General features: G+C 45.4%; 18 protein-coding genes and 2 pseudogenes. 5 read left to right on the top strand and 15 right to left on the bottom strand.

The features are described 5' to 3' along the window. The first annotated feature begins 156 nt into the window (after window positions 1–156). On the top strand, window positions 157–330 hold the full coding sequence (rpmF, locus tag ACAW68_09130) for a 50S ribosomal protein L32 (protein XGA15617.1): 174 nt from the start codon (window positions 157–159) through the stop codon (window positions 328–330). Between the two features lie 115 nt (window positions 331–445). Here rpmF and ACAW68_09135 read toward each other — a convergent pair. From ACAW68_09135 to ACAW68_09180, 10 genes and pseudogenes are all read right to left on the bottom strand, one after another. Then, a pseudogene (locus ACAW68_09135) lies at window positions 446–733 on the bottom strand (PTS glucose/sucrose transporter subunit IIB). Window positions 734–881: 148 nt separating this feature from the next. Next, window positions 882–2021 (bottom strand): PTS sugar transporter subunit IIC, encoded by a 1140-nt coding sequence (locus tag ACAW68_09140; GenBank protein ID XGA15618.1) that lies wholly within the window; start codon window positions 2019–2021, stop codon window positions 882–884. A gap of 138 nt (window positions 2022–2159) precedes the next feature. Continuing rightward, complete coding sequence (locus ACAW68_09145; GenBank protein XGA15619.1) at window positions 2160–3155, bottom strand: D-2-hydroxyacid dehydrogenase; 996 nt, start codon at window positions 3153–3155, stop codon at window positions 2160–2162. A gap of 279 nt (window positions 3156–3434) precedes the next feature. Further along, the gene (locus ACAW68_09150; GenBank protein XGA15620.1) at window positions 3435–4028 is read right to left on the bottom strand and encodes an ATP-dependent Clp protease proteolytic subunit; all 594 of its coding nucleotides are present in this window, start codon (window positions 4026–4028) and stop codon (window positions 3435–3437) included. A gap of 86 nt (window positions 4029–4114) precedes the next feature. Beyond that, window positions 4115–5071 carry a DNA-binding protein WhiA gene (gene whiA, locus ACAW68_09155; protein ID XGA15621.1) on the bottom strand — a complete coding sequence of 319 codons (957 nt, stop codon included), beginning with the start codon at window positions 5069–5071 and terminating at the stop codon, window positions 4115–4117. 14 nt (window positions 5072–5085) lie between these two features. Further along, complete coding sequence (gene yvcK, locus ACAW68_09160) at window positions 5086–6090, bottom strand: uridine diphosphate-N-acetylglucosamine-binding protein YvcK (GenBank protein ID XGA15622.1); 1005 nt, start codon at window positions 6088–6090, stop codon at window positions 5086–5088. Beyond that, window positions 6087–6980, bottom strand: coding sequence for an RNase adapter RapZ (rapZ, locus tag ACAW68_09165; GenBank protein XGA15623.1), 894 nt, complete (start codon window positions 6978–6980; stop codon window positions 6087–6089). The genes yvcK and rapZ overlap by 4 nt, the downstream gene beginning before the upstream one ends. A 129-nt stretch (window positions 6981–7109) precedes the next feature. Beyond that, window positions 7110–7232 carry a putative metal homeostasis protein gene (locus tag ACAW68_09170; protein ID XGA15624.1) on the bottom strand — a complete coding sequence of 41 codons (123 nt, stop codon included), beginning with the start codon at window positions 7230–7232 and terminating at the stop codon, window positions 7110–7112. Window positions 7233–7333: 101 nt separating this feature from the next. Continuing rightward, window positions 7334–10183, bottom strand: a complete 2850-nt coding sequence (gene uvrA, locus ACAW68_09175; protein XGA15625.1) for an excinuclease ABC subunit UvrA — start codon at window positions 10181–10183, stop codon at window positions 7334–7336. A gap of 113 nt (window positions 10184–10296) precedes the next feature. Beyond that, on the bottom strand, window positions 10297–11697 hold the full coding sequence (locus tag ACAW68_09180) for an MFS transporter (GenBank protein XGA15626.1): 1401 nt from the start codon (window positions 11695–11697) through the stop codon (window positions 10297–10299). Window positions 11698–11824: 127 nt separating this feature from the next. Between ACAW68_09180 and ACAW68_09185 the strand changes: the two genes are divergently transcribed. After that, entirely contained in the window at window positions 11825–12115 is a 291-nt protein-coding gene (locus ACAW68_09185; protein ID XGA15627.1) for a hypothetical protein, read from the top strand. Between the two features lie 51 nt (window positions 12116–12166). Here the strand turns inward: ACAW68_09185 and ACAW68_09190 are convergent, their stop codons facing one another. The 4 genes from ACAW68_09190 to ACAW68_09205 all read right to left on the bottom strand — a co-directional run bounded on the left by ACAW68_09190 (window position 12167) and on the right by ACAW68_09205 (window position 15760). Then, window positions 12167–12793 carry a phosphatase PAP2 family protein gene (locus tag ACAW68_09190; protein ID XGA15628.1) on the bottom strand — a complete coding sequence of 209 codons (627 nt, stop codon included), beginning with the start codon at window positions 12791–12793 and terminating at the stop codon, window positions 12167–12169. Between the two features lie 14 nt (window positions 12794–12807). Beyond that, window positions 12808–13983 carry an ATP-binding protein gene (locus tag ACAW68_09195; GenBank protein ID XGA15629.1) on the bottom strand — a complete coding sequence of 392 codons (1176 nt, stop codon included), beginning with the start codon at window positions 13981–13983 and terminating at the stop codon, window positions 12808–12810. Between the two features lie 8 nt (window positions 13984–13991). After that, window positions 13992–14168, bottom strand: coding sequence for a hypothetical protein (locus ACAW68_09200; GenBank protein ID XGA15630.1), 177 nt, complete (start codon window positions 14166–14168; stop codon window positions 13992–13994). Window positions 14169–14251: 83 nt separating this feature from the next. Next, a complete protein-coding gene (locus tag ACAW68_09205) occupies window positions 14252–15760 on the bottom strand; it encodes an alpha-glucosidase (GenBank protein ID XGA15631.1) in 1509 nt (502 codons plus the stop codon). 82 nt (window positions 15761–15842) lie between these two features. Between ACAW68_09205 and ACAW68_09210 the strand changes: the two genes are divergently transcribed. Both ACAW68_09210 and ACAW68_09215 read left to right on the top strand, forming a co-directional pair. Beyond that, window positions 15843–16103, top strand: a complete 261-nt coding sequence (locus ACAW68_09210; GenBank protein ID XGA15632.1) for a transposase — start codon at window positions 15843–15845, stop codon at window positions 16101–16103. Between the two features lie 26 nt (window positions 16104–16129). Beyond that, window positions 16130–16945, top strand: coding sequence for an IS3 family transposase (locus ACAW68_09215; GenBank protein XGA17023.1), 816 nt, complete (start codon window positions 16130–16132; stop codon window positions 16943–16945). A gap of 310 nt (window positions 16946–17255) precedes the next feature. Here ACAW68_09215 and ACAW68_09220 read toward each other — a convergent pair. Next, window positions 17256–17422 (bottom strand): annotated as a pseudogene (locus tag ACAW68_09220) (alpha-amylase family glycosyl hydrolase). Window positions 17423–17571: 149 nt separating this feature from the next. Here ACAW68_09220 and ACAW68_09225 point away from each other — a divergent pair. Further along, window positions 17572–18417, top strand: a complete 846-nt coding sequence (locus ACAW68_09225) for an aldo/keto reductase (protein ID XGA15633.1) — start codon at window positions 17572–17574, stop codon at window positions 18415–18417. The last annotated feature ends 29 nt before the right edge of the window (window positions 18418–18446 follow it).

An 18446-nucleotide genomic window follows, 5' to 3' on the forward strand; every position in this document is an offset into this window, starting at 1 on the left:
TGACGCGGTTTGAACAAAACGTGAACTTTCCGTGTTTCGGGTATGACCCCTTGACAACTTCCAAAAAATAATGTAATTTAGAACAGTTGAAAAAATAATCGATTATTAATAAACACTGCCTACTTTCTACACGGCGGTGTAAGGGAGGATATATCTATGGCAGTTCCTGCACGTAAGACTTCAAAGAACGCAAAGCGCTCACGTCGCGGTGGTCAAGGCGGACTTAAGACGCCTGCTATCCACATGAACGAAAACGGTGTTTACGTACGTAACCACCACGTGGCCGCTGATGGTTCATACAAGGGTAAGCAAGTTGTTTCACCTAAGTAATTAGCGACAAAAAGACCTCTAGGATTCGTCCTAGAGGTCTTTTTTTGTTTCATTTTCCCAGTAATCGTTGCAATAGCGATCGATGTGGCTCCTCTGGCTCTACACCGAGCATCGTTGCCTCATGGGTTTCTTCTGGGTCTGTCACCCCATTGCCAAGCTGATCAACCACCACATCATACACATCAGCCACTCGTGGCCCTATAACAACCTGATATTGCCGTAGTGGCTCGTTATAGACAGCTCCCGCCACTTTATCGAGTTTCATCAAAGCGCCCGTATTCGCCAAACTAGGGTCCTTTAAATAGAAGCGTAGGCGCGTGACACAGTGAATCACCTTATCGACGTTTCCTGCACCACCTACATTGCGAATAATCGCTGTCGCTAATGAATCATACTTCTCCATGTCACCTATCACCCCTTCCAATTATCTACTTCCATTTTAGTCTCATCATTTGATGAACTCACGCCAGAAGCATTATCAGAATGTGGGTGAAATATGCAAAAAAATGCCACGCATCTCAAATCGAGATGCGTGACATTAATTGTTTTAATTACATTTCTTGCTCAAAGTCTGATGGTGAGTACAACTTCAAGATCTTAGTAAACAAGAAGTCGACTACGAAACCAGCAACTGCTGGCACGATGAACCAAACAATCAAGAATTGAACAAAGTTGATCGTGTGCTTAACGATTTCAGCTTCAGCAGCATCAAACGTAAACATTGATTGCAATGGTGAAACCATTCCGATCCAACCGAATCCGGCTGAAGTTGGCGTTCCTTGAACGTTGAACAAAGCAACTGGGATAGCCGTAATTGCTGCGGCAACCAAGAAGGCCAAAATCATAACTGGCTTCTTAAATACTGAAGGCATCATACCCTTCATAGCACCCAAGAAGATAGCAACCGTCGTTCCCTTCTTGTTAACCTTCCATGAGTTGATCAACAAGATAACAGTCGTTGCAACAACACCGGCTCCGGCAGCACCAGCACCCAAACCTGACAACGTAATTGCCAAGGCAATACCAACCGTTGAGATTGGCGTGATGATGATGAATGAGAAGGCCATAGCGATGGCAATTGACATTGGCAATGGTTGCAAGTCAGTAGCCAAACGAACACCGTCACCAACCCAAGTCGTGATGTAAGCAACGTAAGGTGCGATAGCGCGACCGAACAAAGCAACACCACCACCGATTACGATTGGGCTCAAGATGATAGCAACTGAACCAAATCCGGCTAGGTAACGTGATACCAACCAGATTACCAATACTGCAACCGCAGCAACGATAATGGCGTTGATAACGTCACCGGCACCAGCGGCAATGTAGACATTACCAACTTGTGGGGCACCCGTAATTGGGTTAACGAAGCCCTTTGGTGCAACGGCCCACTTAATTGATCCTGAAGCAGCACCAACCGCGATGGCCATAACACCAACATCAAGCGCCTTCATGCGGAATTGCATAGCAATCGCAACACCAATCAACAATGGAATGAATGATGAGAACAGCGTCAAAATAGCTGACAAATCAAGCGCCCATTGTGCCGTTCCGAACATCTTCAAGATGTACTTCATAACGGCTGATGGCAAAACACCAATCAAGATACCTTGGGCTGAACCAGAAAGTACCTTGAAGAAGAAATCCTTTAACTTTAGCTCGTATGAGCCGTCAAAAAATTCGCTCGTCATAATATTAAATTATACCTTTCAAACCAAACGTCTCTCGCACCAAATAGTTCCCAATTGACGAATCTCACAACGTCAAATTAGTTATTTGAAGGAGGATAAACAATAAAATAATTTCTTACTTAAAGTAAGTTATCACGATTAGTATTCAACTGCAATAGCAGGTGTCTCACCGTTAATGAATGCCAATGAAGCGTCCATTGATTGGTGAACCATCTCTAGAACAGCCTTAGTCGTGTAGAATGCCGTGTGTGGTGTAACCAATACGTTCTCACGAGCAATCAAATCTGCAATCTTTGCGTCAGGGAATTCCTTGTCTGACCAGTCAACGTTGAACAAACCAACTTCTTCTTCGTAAACGTCCATTGCGAAGTCTGAAATCTTACCTGAGTTCAAACCATCGATAACAGCGTCGATGTCCATCAAGTTACCGCGTGAAACGTTAACCAAGACAACTCCGTCCTTCATCTTTGCGATTGAATCAGCGTTGATCATGTGGTGGTTAGCAGGAACACCTGGCACGTACAATGAGATAACGTCTGCTTGTGCGTACAACTCGTCCAAAGTATCAACGTAGATGCCTTCTGCTTCCAATTCTGCGTTACGGTATAGATCGTAAGCAATAACCTTTGCACCGAAGCCCTTCAAGATGTTGATAGCAACACGTCCGATGTGACCAGTTCCGATAACACCAACCGTTTGCATACGAACTTCACGTCCGATTGTTGGTGCCCAACGCAAATCGTGCTTAGCAATCTTTGCATCCAAAGCCTTTGCGCGACGCAACAAACGTGACATTTGAATCATTGAGTGCTCAGCAATAGCGTTTGGTGAGTAAACTGGCACGTTTGAGATTGAGAAGTCAAACTCGCGTGCAGCATCGAAATCGATGTTGTCAGTTCCAACGTTACGCAATGACATCTTGTTGATGCCCAACTCGTGCAAGGCAGTCAAAGTCTCGCGTGTGTAATCCAATTGTTGGTAAACGTTAACAGCGTCGGCTCCCTCTGCCAACTTTGCTGTCTCAGGGTCCAACAACTTATCAGTGTAGCCCACTTCAACTTCTGGGTGAGCTGCAATCCACTCGTTCAATGATGGCTTTTCGTCTTCGCGAATACCGTAAGCAAAAATCTTCATGCTTTTTTCCTCCAAAGCGTTTCTTAACACTTATTCATTATAAGGTAACTTGTGAAGAAGTCAACATGTTTTGTGGACTAAGGCAAAACGATTATCCCGCATTCGGTACTCCATACTTTTTGTGTACCGGTATACCACTACTCTTTATTAAGAAAATTGACTCACAAACTTTTCCCAAAAACCTATGAACTTTTATTCACAAAGGCGCAAATATTTTGCAGAAAAGCAAAAAAGGCGTCTTCGCAAAACGGGAGACGCCTTTCTCTAAAAGACTTGGTATTACTTTTGCTCGTTGGCGCTCGTCATGATCTTATCGACCAAGCCGTACTCAAGTGACTCATCAGCATCTAGCCAGTGATCACGTTCCGTATCACGCTCCAATTGCTCGTAAGGCTTTCCTGTATTGCTTGCCAAAATTTCGTTCAACTTCTTACGAGTCTTCAAAATCTCTTCTGCTGCGATAGCAATTTCAGTTTGTTGTCCTTGTGCACCACCTGATGGTTGGTGAATCATGAATTGTGAGTTAGGCAACATGAAACGCTTGCCCTTAGCACCTGAAGATGCCAAAACAGACGCCATTGATGCTGCCAAACCAATAACAATCGTTTGAACATCAGCCTTGATAAAGTTCATTGTGTCATAGATGGCCATACCGGCGTTAACTTCTCCACCAGGAGAGTTAATGTACATGTAAATATCCTTATCTGGATCTTGCGCATCCAAGAATAGCAATTGGGCAATAATTGCCGTTGCCATTTGTGATTCAATTGGTCCACTGACCATGATAATACGATCAATCAACAAACGTGAGAAGATGTCGTATGAACGCTCCCCGCGTGATGATTGTTCGATAACGTATGGAATTGGTAACATTATTTATTTTCCTCCTGATGTTCAGAATCAGAACATACCCCTATTGTAGACAGTTCGTCAAACATGGTCAAACGATATGAGCCATCCTATGAAATTCCTTTAGGAAGCGCACCTGTCGTTCGCAAATCATCAGCCATTTTCGTCAGCTTACGCAAACGGTGATTAACCCCAGACTTTGAGATTTCACCCGATGGCACATACTTACCAAGCTCTGACAAGGGTTCCTCGCGGTGTGCCAAACGCACTTCCGCAATCTCACGTAGCTTTTCAGGCAAACGTGCCAACCCAATTTCGTTATCCAAGAATTCGATATCGTCGATTTGCTTTTGGCTCGCATTGACCGTCTTATCCAAGTTTGCGTTTTCAGCATTCACCAAACGGTTAACTGAATTACGCATATCACGGATAATTCGTACATCTTCCATCTTAAGCATGGCATTCGTTGCCCCAATGACCATCAGCATGTCACCGATTTTTTCGGCTTCCTTCAGATAAACAATATACCCTGATCGACGTTCAACCACCTTGGCATTCAAATCGAAACGGTTCATCAACTCTTCCAATTGATGAGCTTGTTCTTCATATAGAGAGTAAATCTCCAAATGGTAACGACTCGTCTCTGGATTGTTAACAGAACCAGCTGCCAAGAAGGCACCACGCAAATAAGAACGTGCCTTACCTTCATCAGCCAACCATTCATCAGGCACCGTTGGCAATAATTCGAAATCTTCAAAGATATGCAAATCATCGAGCAACTCATTCACACCTTGCACAATTCGTACGACGTACAAATTATTCTTCTTCAATTTCATTTGACGACGCACCGAAATTTCAGATGGCAATTGATAAAATTGTTGCAACAACCCCAAAATACGACGAGCAGTCGCCGCATTTTCGGTTTGCACATTCAACGTAAATCGCATGTTTGATAGACCCAACGATCCATTCATGCGCAACAAGGCGGACAACTCTGCCTTTGCATTGTCCGGATTATTAATCTCCAGCATCGTCAATTCTTTTTTGACATCACTCGCAAATGACATAAGCCTCCTCCTTTCTACAATTCCTTCGCGTCAGCAATTTGCATAATCAATTGGGCGACAATGTCACCATCGTGAAAGGCACCATCGTCACGCAATTCAAGTAAGTCACCCAAAACAGGGATTGCACCTTCACGACGCACTTCTTCTGGATCAAAGGCCACTTGATGCGACACCTCATTCCACTTTTTCCAATCAATATAGTCATCTGGCACAACACCAGTATTCATAATGACGGCATCAACCACGTTATCGCCAACATGCTTATTCAAAGCACGCAAATGGTCAGCGTCTGAGAAATCATCAGTCTCACCTTTTTGCGTCATAATGTTGGCAATGTAAACCACTTTGGCACGCGTTGCCTTCAACGCTTCAGCGACATTTGGCACGACCAAGTTAGGCAGGATACTTGTAAACAAGCTTCCTGGACCAAGCACAATCACGTCGGCATTCAAAATAGCGTTAATGACCTCACTTGGTGCTTGCGCAACCTCATTCACAGAGTCGGCTTGTGGCGTTACCCAAATATGGTCAATTTGCTTATGCGCAGCCGTAATTTCTGCTTCACCTGATAGTTCCGTGCCGTCTTTAAACTTGGCGTGCAAAATCAATGGTTCATTCGCCACCGGATACACATGTCCTTGGATTCCCATGAATTTGGCCAACATCTGTACACCCGCAAAGATATCATGTTCCTTCTCAGCCATGGCAGCGATAACCAAATTACCTAGCGCATGGTTGGCTAGCATTTCATCATTTTCGTGGAAACGATATTGGAAAATATCAATAATATCTTGTGGCAAAGTTGATAGCGTTGCCATGACATTACGAATATCTCCAGGTGGTACGATGTTCAAATAATCGCGTAGTGTACCAGATGAACCACCGTCATCGGCCACCGTAATAACTGCTGTCAAATCGGCATCGAACTTCTTCAACCCACGTAAAATAACAGGTTGACCTGATCCGCCACCGATAACAACAATCTTCGGTGTTGTCTTAACCGTAAATTCTTCTGTCATGAGCGATTACTACTTTCCTTGCGACGGTTGATATCACGGTGATATTCGTTAACCTTCCAGTCATCGGCCAAGTCTTGGCTCAGACGGTGTGCAAAGGCAACTGAGCGGTGTTGACCACCCGTGCAACCAAACGCAATCGTCAGCGTGCTCTTACCTTCTGCCTTGTACTTAGGGAGCAACCACTTAATCAAGCTACTCTCGCGTTGGTAGAATTCTTCCGCATCCTCACTTGCCCAAACGTAATCCCAGACTTCTTTGTCCAAGCCAGTCTTCTCACGTAACGACGTAATATAGTAAGGATTCTTCAAAAAGCGCACGTCAATTAGCAAATCCGCATCAACCGGAATACCATACTTAAAACCAAAGCTCATCACTTGCACCGCAAACGTTCCTTCGCGGTCTTCATCTGAGCCAAAGTGCTCCAAGATGTAGTTACGCAATTGACGTGGCGCAAAGTCATCCGTATGAATCACTTCACTCGCCATGTCATGAATTTCAGTCAAGCGGTGGCGTTCAGTTTGAATACCGTACAACGTTCCCTTGTCACCTGACAATGGGTGTGAACGACGCGTTTCTTTATAACGAGCCACTAGCTCATCATCAGTCGCATCAATGTAGACGATTTTCAAGTCGTAGTAATCGTTGTTGTCGGCTGCCATCTTCTTAATTTCGTCATCCAAATCATCAAAGAAACTTTGTGATCGCAAGTCAATCATCACTGCTGCACGTTGGATGTTATCTTCATCAGAAATCATCTGCCAGAACTTTGGCAACATTGCAGGTGGTAGGTTTTGCACAGTAAAGTAGCCCAAGTCTTCAAAGGCTTGAATCGCAACAGTTTTACCTGAACCACTCATTCCTGTGACAATAACCAATTCTTTCTTAGCCATGGTTTCCGTCCTCCGTTTTTATCGTGCTAACATTATACCATTTATTGGACACGCCCGGCTATGTGGTTAATCATTTCGCAAACAACGGCACAAAAAAACCAGTCCACCGTGGTGAACTGGTTTTTTTGATTACTTCTTGTTGCTTGCTGCCTTGCGTGCATCGTGCAATGCCTTCAAAGCGCGCTTGCGAGTCTTAATGTTTGGGCTCTTCATCTTACGACGAGCTGATGCCACATCCAACTTTTCAGCCATGATGTTTACCTCACTTTTTGTTTTATATATTCGAATAAATAGAACTTACAAAAAGAAAGTATACACGGTTCCCCACATATCGGCAACCAAAAAGGGCAGTTTTATTGTACCGCTGCTGCACGGGCACGATCACGGTCCATAATTGGACCAAGATATTGACCTGTGTATGACTCTGGTACTGCTGCGATGTCTTCTGGTGTACCAGTCGCAAGCACTGTTCCACCGCCTTCGCCACCTTCTGGCCCCATGTCGATCAACCAGTCGGCTGTCTTGATAACATCCAAATTGTGTTCGATAACCAAGACCGTGTTACCACCATCAACAAGTCGTTGTAACACTTCTAGCAAACGTGAAATGTCATCCACGTGCAAACCAGTCGTTGGCTCGTCCAAGATGTAGAATGTCTTACCAGTTGACTTACGTTGCAATTCTGAGGCCAACTTCATACGTTGCGCTTCACCACCAGACAAAGTCGTTGCTGATTGTCCAAGCGTTACATAACCAAGGCCAACATCAACAATCGTTTGCAACTTGCGACGAATCTTTGGGATTGGCGCAAAGAATTCAACCGCTTGCTCAGCCGTCAAGTTCAAGACATCCGCAATCGTCAAACCGCGGTAAGTAACTTCCAATGTTTCTGAGTTGTAACGCGTTCCGCCACAAACTTCACACGTCACGTAAACGTCAGGCAAGAAGTTCATTTCAATCTTGATGACACCGTCACCCTTACATGCCTCACAACGCCCACCCTTGGTGTTGAATGAGAAACGTCCTTTGTTGTAACCACGCAACTTTGCTTCATTCGTTTGTGCGAACAATGTGCGAATGTCGTCGAAGACACCCGTGTATGTTGCCGGGTTAGAACGTGGCGTACGTCCGATTGGGCTTTGGTCGATATCGACAATCTTGTCGACGTTCTCAAAGCCAGTCATCTTCTTGTACTTACCAGGCTTTTCAGAATTGTTGTTCAATTCCATCTTCAACGCACGCTTCAAAATTGAATTAACCAGCGTTGACTTTCCTGATCCAGACACACCCGTCACGGCCACAAACTTACCCAATGGGAAGTCGACCTTGACGTTCTTCAAGTTGTTTTCAGCTGCGCCAGTGATGGTAATCTTTTGACCATTACCTTCACGGCGTGTTTCGGGAACTGGAATAAACTTCTTTCCTGATAGGTATTGTCCCGTCAATGAATTCTCATTGGCTTCGATTTCTTCAGGCGTTCCAGTGGCCATAATCTCACCACCGTGATCACCAGCGCCGGGACCAACGTCGATGATATAGTCGGCTGCCTTCATGGTATCTTCGTCGTGTTCAACAACAATCAACGTATTACCCAAATCACGCATTTGCTTCAATGAGTTAATCAAACGATCATTATCACGTTGGTGCAACCCAATTGATGGCTCGTCCAAGACGTACATCACGCCTGACAGGTTTGAACCGATTTGTGTGGCCAAACGAATACGTTGGGCCTCACCACCAGAAAGCGTACGGGCAGAACGAGACAACGTTAGGTAATCCAACCCAACATTCTTCAAGAAGCTCAAACGGTCCGTAATTTCCTTAACGATTGGCTCAGCAATTTGTGAATCTTGCTCACCAAACTTAACGTCCTTAAAGAAATCCAATTCTTGGTCAACAGGCATTTCTGAAATTTGACCGATGTGCTTGTTGCCAACCTTAACTGACAAAGCAGCTGGGTTCAAACGGTAACCGCCACAAGCAGAGCAAGTCAATTCGTCCATATAACCGCGCATTTGCTCACGCGTAAAGTCAGAGTTTGACTCACGGTAACGGCGGTCAATGTTGTTCATGACACCTTCGAATGGCAAATCAACATCACGCACACCACCAAAATCATTTTCGTAGTGGAAGTGGAATGGCTTCAAACGTGAACCGTACAACACCATATCTTGTTGATCAGCCGTCAATTCTTCAAATGGCACATCCATTGGAATACCAAATTGCTCAGCAAATTGACGCAACATCTCTGGGTAGTATGAAGAAGAAATTGGGTTCCAGGCAACAATCGCACCATCGGCCAATGTCTTTGACTTATCCGGGATAACACGGTCAACGTCGACCTCAAGCGTCATCCCCAATCCACCACAAATTTCACACGCTCCCATTGGTGCGTTGAATGAGAAAAGTTGTGGCTCCAACTTACCAACGGCGAAGTCCTTAAGGGCACCCGTGTAGTGATCAGAAAATGTGATTGGCTCACCGCCAATGACATCCACCGTCACCACGCCATCAGCCATGCGCATTGCTGATTCAAATGATTCGAACAAACGGGCACGTGAACCGTCACGCAAAATAATACGATCTACCACAATTGAGATATCGTGATACTTGTTCTTATCCAATTCGAATTCATCAGTCACTTCATGCATGTCACCATCGACGACAACACGCACGAAACCTTCTTTTTGAATACGCTCAAAAGCTGACGCGTGTGAACCGCGCTTGTGACGCACAATTGGTGACAAGACTTGCATACGCGTGCCTTCATCGAGAGTATCCGTCAAATAGTTCAACATTTGATCAATTGACGTCTTAACAATCGTGCCGTCTTCAGCGGGATCCGGTTGACCCACACGGGCGAATAGCAAACGGTAGTAATCGTTAATTTCCGTAACTGTACCAACCGTTGAACGCGGGTTCTTTGATGTCGTCTTTTGGTCGATTGAAATTGCAGGACTCAACCCTTCAATCGCATCAACATCAGGCTTATCCATTTGCCCCAAAAATTGGCGGGCATAGGCAGACAAACTTTCAACATAACGACGTTGACCTTCGGCATACAACGTGTCAAAAGCCAGCGAACTTTTTCCTGATCCTGACAAGCCGGTCATTACCACAAATTTATCACGGGGAATTGCCACGTCCACATTTTTCAAATTGTGAGCGCGCGCACCGTGAATGTTAATCCAGTCGTTGGCCATATATTTGCGGCCTCCTTCATGTAGTTTTAGTTAGTTTCATTATACATTGAAAGTCAAAAAGGTGTTAGTTATAACCTAACACCTTTCAATATCTATTAAATTTAAATAAGTAATTATTCTGTATATGGCTTGTCGTTACGTAGGAAGATTTTGAACCAGACGAAGTTCAACACTCCCAGAACCAGCATGAACAAGAAGACGTTGCGAGCACCGACTGCGGTTTGGTGCGCCACACTGGCATGATCAGCTGGATTCACACGCATCAACAATGACGCAATCGTTGTTCCGATTGCCCCTGCGAATTGTTGCGCCGTGTTAAAGATGGCATTTCCATCTGCACGTTCTGGCAATGACAATTGTGCCAAGCCGGCTGTCATTGATGTTCCAAAGGCCAAGTTACGACCCAGCGTCATCAACAAGTAGAAAATCGTCATTGAAATCACGGTTGCATTCAATGTCATTGCTGACCAAACTGCCATGACGACAACAAACAAAAAGTTTCCAAGCAACAATGGCATCTTTGCCCCACGGGTGTCGTAAAGACGACCGTAGATTGGATTCAACAACGCCCCAGCCAACGAACCTGGCATCAAAGCGAAACCGGCAATCATCGTACTTGCGCCAAGCGTCAATTGCACAAACGTTGGCACTGCAAAGTTAACCATCAAGTTGGTAAACATGTACGTCACGTATCCCAACATTGCAAAGCGCAAGGCCTTCACCTTAAAAATACCAAGGTTCAAGAATTGCTTGCTGCTACGCTTTGAGCGGTATAGGAACCCAACAAAGGCTGCCACCGCCACAACGAACAATCCAAACATGATAGCATTGACTGAACCATGCTCTAGTTGGCTCAAGGCCCACAAGAAGCTTGTGAAAGCCACTGCCAGCAAGGCAAAGCTCAAATAATCAAACTTAAACGTGTCATTACGCGTATGTGCCGTTGGAATGGTCTTATACGTAATCACCAGTGACAAGAACGCGACCGGCAAGACCAACAAGAAAATTTCGCGCCAGCCAAGATAGTAGGCTACCACCCCTCCAAAGATTGGTCCGAACGCAGGTGCCAAAGACAGAATCATCGTCCCAAATCCCATGTACTTACCAATTTGCGACATCGGCACGTTCTCCAAAATAATGTTGAACACCAATGGCGTAATCACACCAGTACCAATTCCCTGGATGATACGTCCGACTAGCAACAAGGCAAATGAGTGCGACAAGATTGCTACGACATCCCCAATCAAAAACGCAATAATTGCAATCATAAAGATCATGCGGGGATTGAATTTCGCCTTCAAAAACGCTGACGTTATCATAACCAATGACACCATGAGCAGGTAAGCTGTAGTCAGCCATTGCACAACGCTCAGCGAGATATCAAATTGTTTCATCAAATCTGGGAACGTGACGTTCATTGACGTTTCAGTCAAAATACCCGTAAACGCCAGAATCCCCGTTCCAACAATCGCCCAAATAATCTTTGAGTCGACTGTTCGTGTGTCTTTTGTCATATCTATACTCCCATCAATACAATACGTTTAGTTTGTCATATTTGCCCACTTGGTACAAGGTTCCTTTTCAAATCTGTCCGAATTCACGTATAATGGTAGTATTGAGTTCAAATGGAGGGAAACAAACATGAATCATACGGTTGCAAAGTCTTGGTCAATTAAGTGGATTGCCCAACACATCGCATCATTCATCTTGCTTACTGGTGCCGTGCTCGCGGCGGCCATTGCGTTGACCGCCCTCATTATCGGGGTCGAAGAATTGATTGCCTTGATTGTCGTACAGCGTCCAATCAACACGTACACAAACACTTACGGCAACGCGCTTCAAACCGTGTTGTGGCACTTCTTGATTGTGTTCTCTTTGGTTTCCTTCTGGTCAGCCTTGGACACGTTCATTCCAGCACCACCAAAAAAATAGCATTTAAAAACTCGCTTCTGAACAGCATGCGTTCAGGAGCGAGTTTTCTGTTTACTTCAATTTTTTCGGTTGCAACACAAACGTCGTAGCGGTCAACATCACCACTAAGCCAAGCAACAAGCCAGCCGTCACGTCACTTGGGTAGTGTACGCCAAGATAAACGCGACTAATTGGTAACAAGACAATCTCAGCTGCCAGTACTAGCATCACGATTGCTTTTAGCCAGCGGCGACGCAAGTAGAAAAAGGCCAATACTAACAACGCACCGTAGAACGCCACCGCATTAACTGAATGTCCTGACGGAAATGAAAAGCCACTTTCAGGAATAAGTCGGTCAACCGTTGGACGTGGGCGTTGCACGATTGTCTTGATAATTTTCATTAAGATCGTTGATCCAATGACACTCGTTGCGATGTACGCTGCAATGCGCCAACGACGACGTACCGCGACAATAATCACCGCAATTGCTGTCAACACAACACCAGTCGCTGGTTGCGCGAAGAACGTAACCGCCTTAAAGAACGCCGTCTTCGTTGCGCTAAAGTGACGAATCAATGCCACCCCACTGTTATCATATGCTGTCACCCAGCCCGCATGTTGCATCACACCCACTGTGAAGTCAACAAATATCACCGCTGCAACCAAGCTAACACCCGTTGCAAATCTCTTATGCCACATCTACATAGTCCTCTCTAGAAAAACCTTGGTGAGGCGGTGCGGTGTTGCATCTCAGGAATCATCATGACATGCAATTCATGCGCTGGCACATAATTAATCCCGCTCAAAATAGCTTCACCTACGCCTTGCTCGGCAATCCGCTTTGCAATTGGAACTAGGCTTGGCAAATTTGCCACATCACTCATCGTATTCAATCGATGAATCAAATAATTACCAAACTGACCTAATAATTGTGCCGGCAAATCCAAAGGGCTTTGCGTCGTCAGCATCAAATAAAGGCCGGCCTTACGTCCCTCACGTGCAACACGGAAAATACCATCGCTCGCCAAATCCGCCTCACTCAAATAACGATGCGCTTCGTCAATCAACACCGTTACTGGCAATGTTTTGGGTAACGTTTGATTTAGACGCAAAAGCGCTGTCATCAATAATGACACAATAACCTTACCCAAACCTAAATCATCAGCGTAGTCGGAAACATCAATCACCAAAAACTTATGTGAACTACGTTGCGTACTGAATAACTGCATTAAGTACATGACATCAGTTCGCATCGCTACCGAACCGTCGCGGTCCCGTTGTGGCAAATTCATCAGTTTTTGGAAACGTGAATCCGCTACTAAGCGCGTCATGCGTCGCACAATCGGTAGCAACTTACGAAATGCTTCGTGGTCAATTTCTTGGCCAATTAGGTCAAAGTCATCAACCGGCACCGCAAATTCTTGTTGTAATTGCGCAGGCAAAAGCGTCATATCAGCCGGTTGCGGATAGTGGTATAGTTTGCTGAGCAATTGCTCATGCACAGCCCACTCACGTCCCACTTTGCCATAGATACCTGACTGCTTCACAACGTTCATCTGCAATTTCAAACTTTGCCAAGCATCCGCCACTTTTTCGACTTCTTCAGACTCAGTCGCACCAAAAAAGCCAGCTAACTCAGCACCTGTCAAACGCTCATAATCAATAAACGCATTCCGACCTAGCTTCGCAACAACCGCGTTTGGTAGCGTTGTGTATTCACCAGTCGGATCAATAATAATCGTTGATTGATTTGCGGTTAATAGGCCATGCAAAATGGTCACGGCACTTGTTGACTTACCGCTACCAGTCGCCCCTGTAATTAATAAATGTTGGCGTAAAAGATCGTCAGCTGGGGTCGAAAATTCACTTGTCAGTTGAATATCTACCATCAGACTGCCTACTTCTTAGCCTTTTTGAAATATGGCGCTACCGCTTGGACCAACGTAATCCACACCACCGCAAAGACAACCAACCCAATCAATACCCCCACAGTTTGACCAAACTCAGTAAAGGCCAATTGTGACGCCAACATAATTGGCAATAATTCAATAATTAGTAGCACGAAACGATTCATAATCATAACCCCTCAATATCTATCTGTCGTATTACCAGTATACAAGAAAAGGCGTCCGAACATGGACGCCTTTTGGAAACTATTTACTTAACACCAAGTACGATCGCCGTATAGGGTTGCAGCTGGAAACGATGACCACGTTGCGTCACCTCACCTGCTTGGCAAAGCACTTCGCCCGGTTGCGTGAGCGATACACGATTTGGCTTCTCACTCAAGTTGATGACAACCGTCAATAAGCGACCACCCAAACGACGTTGGTACGCAATCACGTCGGCTGGCATCCCCGATAATGGGTAGAACTCACCTGACACAATCAAGTCACGCCAAAGCGGGTTTTGACGCAGTTGCCCCAACGCTTGGTAATAATGGAGCACTGACTCTGGGTTGGCTAATTCTGTTTGGACATCAACACCATCTCGGTCATCCCCCATTGCCAACCAAGGTACTTGGTCAGAGAAACCACCGAATTCGTCTGGCGTCCATTGCATCGGTACACGACCATTATCACGCGACTTCTTGTTAATCACGTCTAGGGCCTCGGCTTCAGTTAAGCCACCTTGCAATGCCATCTCGTAATTGTTAATTGATGACACATCATTAAAGTCATCAATACTCTCACGATTAAAATTCTTCATCCCCAGTTCTTGCCCTTGATAAATCACGGGCACCCCTGGCAAGAAGTAGTACATTGTCGCCAGCGTCTTTGCTGCCGTTTCCGTGCGATAAGCTGCGTTCGAAATCAACTTTGACAAGACACGTGGTTGATCGTGGTTTTCCAAAACATTGCCCAAATATCCTTCAATGTCATGCACCTGCTTCTGTGAATTAAACATGCGCTCACGCAAGTCACTAGTCGTCCACTCTGATCGACCACGGTACCACTCATCCGTGTTTTCAACTTCAATGTTCATATATGAGAAATCAAAAATCATTGAGAAGTAGCCATCCGGCCCGATGTACTTGTTCAAATCTTCATCCGGTACACCATACGCCTCACCAATCGTGACTGCATCATGCTTCGCAAAGGTTTCGGCCTTCAGCTCACTCAAAAAGTCATCGATACCTGGTCGGTTTTGCACCTTCTTAAGCACCGACACCAACCCGTCTGGACCATCGCTTGGCAAACTTGCCCAATCCAAATCTTTCTTCAAGTGGGTAATTGCATCGATACGGAAACCAGCAACGCCCATCTCCAGCCACCAATTAATCATGTCGTAAATGTCACGACGCATGGCTGGATTTTCCCAATTCAAATCAGGTTGCTCCGGCGCAAAACTATGGAAGTAGTACGTGCCAGGTTCGCCAGGCACTTCCGTCCACGTTGACCCACCAAACAGACTACGCCAATTGTTTGGCACTTCCCCATCAGTCGTCGTCTTGAAAATGTAGTAATCACGGTACGGACTCTGCTTGTCCGCCAATGCCGCTTGGAACCACTCGTGTTCATCCGACGTGTGATTCACGACGAGGTCCATGATAATTTTCATACCGCGCTTGTTAGCCTCGGCCAATAATTCTTTGAAATCGGCCATCGAACCAAACTGCGGATCAATATCTTGGTAGTCAGAGATGTCATACCCCATGTCGACCATCGGTGACTTGTTGCTCTTATGCTAGATTTACGGACAGATTTTTCTCTGCCCTGTAAACTAATAGCAGAGGAGCATTTTTTATATGATTCGATATTCACCAGAATTTAAGCAATCTCTTGTCGAGATGCACAACCAAGGGCGTTCTTACACTGAACTAGCCGCTGAATACGGGCCTTCGGCCGATTCAATCCGTAACTGGGTCAAATTGTACACAGTCCACGAAGTGGACGGCGAAAAATGGACGCAAGCTGATGTAAACGCATTACAAAAGGAAAACGCCAAACTTCGCGAAGAACTTGAGATTTTAAAACGAGCCGCGGTGTTGCTTTCGAAGTACAATTAACGCAAAATCGCGAGTTAGGACTGGAAATCATTGACCGGTCACTCGCAATGGGACACCGCATAACAAGCGTTTTATCGGCTTTGAACATTGCTCGAAGCACGTATTATCAATGGAAAAACTGGCAACCTAGCCAACGAGAAACACGGCGTAATGCTCTGAAAACGGCAATTAAAGCCGTTTATAACACCAATCGTGGCATCTATGGCTACCGTCGTATCGCAGCGTTCTTGCGCTTCATTTTGAAGACTGATGTTGGCGATCGTTTGGTTTGGGAACTCATGAATGAGCTCAATCTCAAATCTCGCATGGTCAAGAAGTCATACAAGAAGCCAACAACAACCACTGACACACCTCAAAAGCCCAACCTCATGAAGAAGTTGGATAATTTGAGTGGCGTTCTGGCAACTGACATTACATACATCCAGTTGATGAATCGTGAGTGGGTTTATCTGGCAACCGTCTATGACCCAGAAAAGCGTCGCGTAGTCTCATACGGACTAAGTCCAGAGATGACCAAGGAATTCGCAACATCCGTCGTAGTTAAGGCTCTAAGAGCCAACGGTAAGCCAAAGATGATTCACAGCGACATGGGAAGCCAATACACTTCTAGCCTGTTCGAAGGAACATTACAAAACTCTGGAATAAATCACTCTTACTCCCGTAAGGGGCATCCTTACGATAACGCTCGTATCGAGAGCTTCCATTCGCTCATCAAGCGCGAAATGATTTATCACGAAGAGTACAGGACCATTGATGATGTCCGGGTGTCTGTCGAGTGGTATGTGAACTGGTACAACAACAGTCGCATCAACTCACGCACTGATTGGCTTCGGGCCGCCTAGACCAATGTCTGGTTTACTTAATCTCGATTATCGGCACCAGCCGGTACGACACAGTTTATAAGCCGTCACTTGTGAATTTCAAAAATTCGCCTTGTGAAGGCTTATTTACCGCACGCTACAACTTGTGAAATCCGGCCGGTTCACAATCTATACCACTCGTTTTCTCTCGACGGAAGGGCTGAGCCCTGTTCCGCCTACAAAAACACCCAGAAATCACGCCATTTTAGGCTGAAATCCGGGTTTTGAAAATTTTTCGGAGTCCGGCACCTCTCGGTGCCGAAAAAACCTGTCCATAATCTTGACATCAGCGCCTGTAAACTGGTGAGACCCAAATCATTGTGACCCCAAATCACGAATATAATCTAATCGTGAAATAATGCCGCGGATATCACCAATCCCGTCGTGATTTGAATCTTGAAATGAACGTGGATAGACTTGATAAACAACTTCGTCCAACCACCATGGTTGATTTGCCATACTATTACTCCCCTAAAAAATAGTTATTTGCAGGTTCAATATACCGAATCGCTACGCATTCATGCAACAAATCACCCTCATTTTATGAAAACGTTTGCATTTGGGTTTAATCCGTGCGAAAGTTAATGTCATAGGAGGGACTATTGCATATGACATTAAACATTCCAACACTCACATTAAACGATGGTCATCCACTACCCGTGCTCGGACTTGGGACTTACCAAATCCGCGGTGGCGAGGGGATGCAACAAAGCTTGGCAGCTATTCAAAGCGGTTACCGCTTGATTGATTCTGCAACTAACTATGACAACGAAGGTATCGTCGGCGAAGCAATTCGTCGTTCAGGTATTCCCCGTTCTGAATTTTTCATCACCTCAAAGTTGCCTGGTAAGTACCACGGCTACGAAGATGCTTTGATGGCGGTGCAAGAATCATTGGCACGTATGGGGCTTGATTACTTCGACTTGTTCATCATTCACTGGCCTTTGCCTAAGCGTGATAAGTACGTCGAAGCTTGGCAAGCCTTGGTCACGGCACAAAAGCTTGGTTTGATTCGCTCAATCGGTGTATCCAATTTTGAACCAGAGCACCTTGACCGCATTATTGCCGAAACTGGCGTGACGCCAGCGGTTAACCAAATCGAAATCCACCCTTACTGGGTACAAGAGCAAAACCTACTTGAAAACGAGAAGCGTGGTATTTTGGTTGAGGCTTGGAGCCCACTTGGCCGTGGTAGTGCGTCAATGCGTGAACAAGTCGTGATTGATATCGCTAACAAGTATGGTAAGACACCAAGTCAAATCATCACCCGTTGGCATATCGACCGTGGCATCGTGCCAATTCTACGTTCAACGAACCCAGTGCACCAACGCGAAAACGCCGCCGTGTTTGATTTTGCGTTGACCACTGATGAAATCGCTGCGATCAACGGGTTGAACAAGCCTGACGGTCGTATTGATGGTCAAGATCCAAACGAATACGAAGAATTTGAATAACAAATACGCCGACCTGGTTTTAAACAGGT

This window comes from Weissella confusa, from assembly GCA_041871065.1.
Classification (GTDB): Bacteria; Bacillota; Bacilli; order Lactobacillales; family Lactobacillaceae; genus Weissella; species Weissella confusa_A.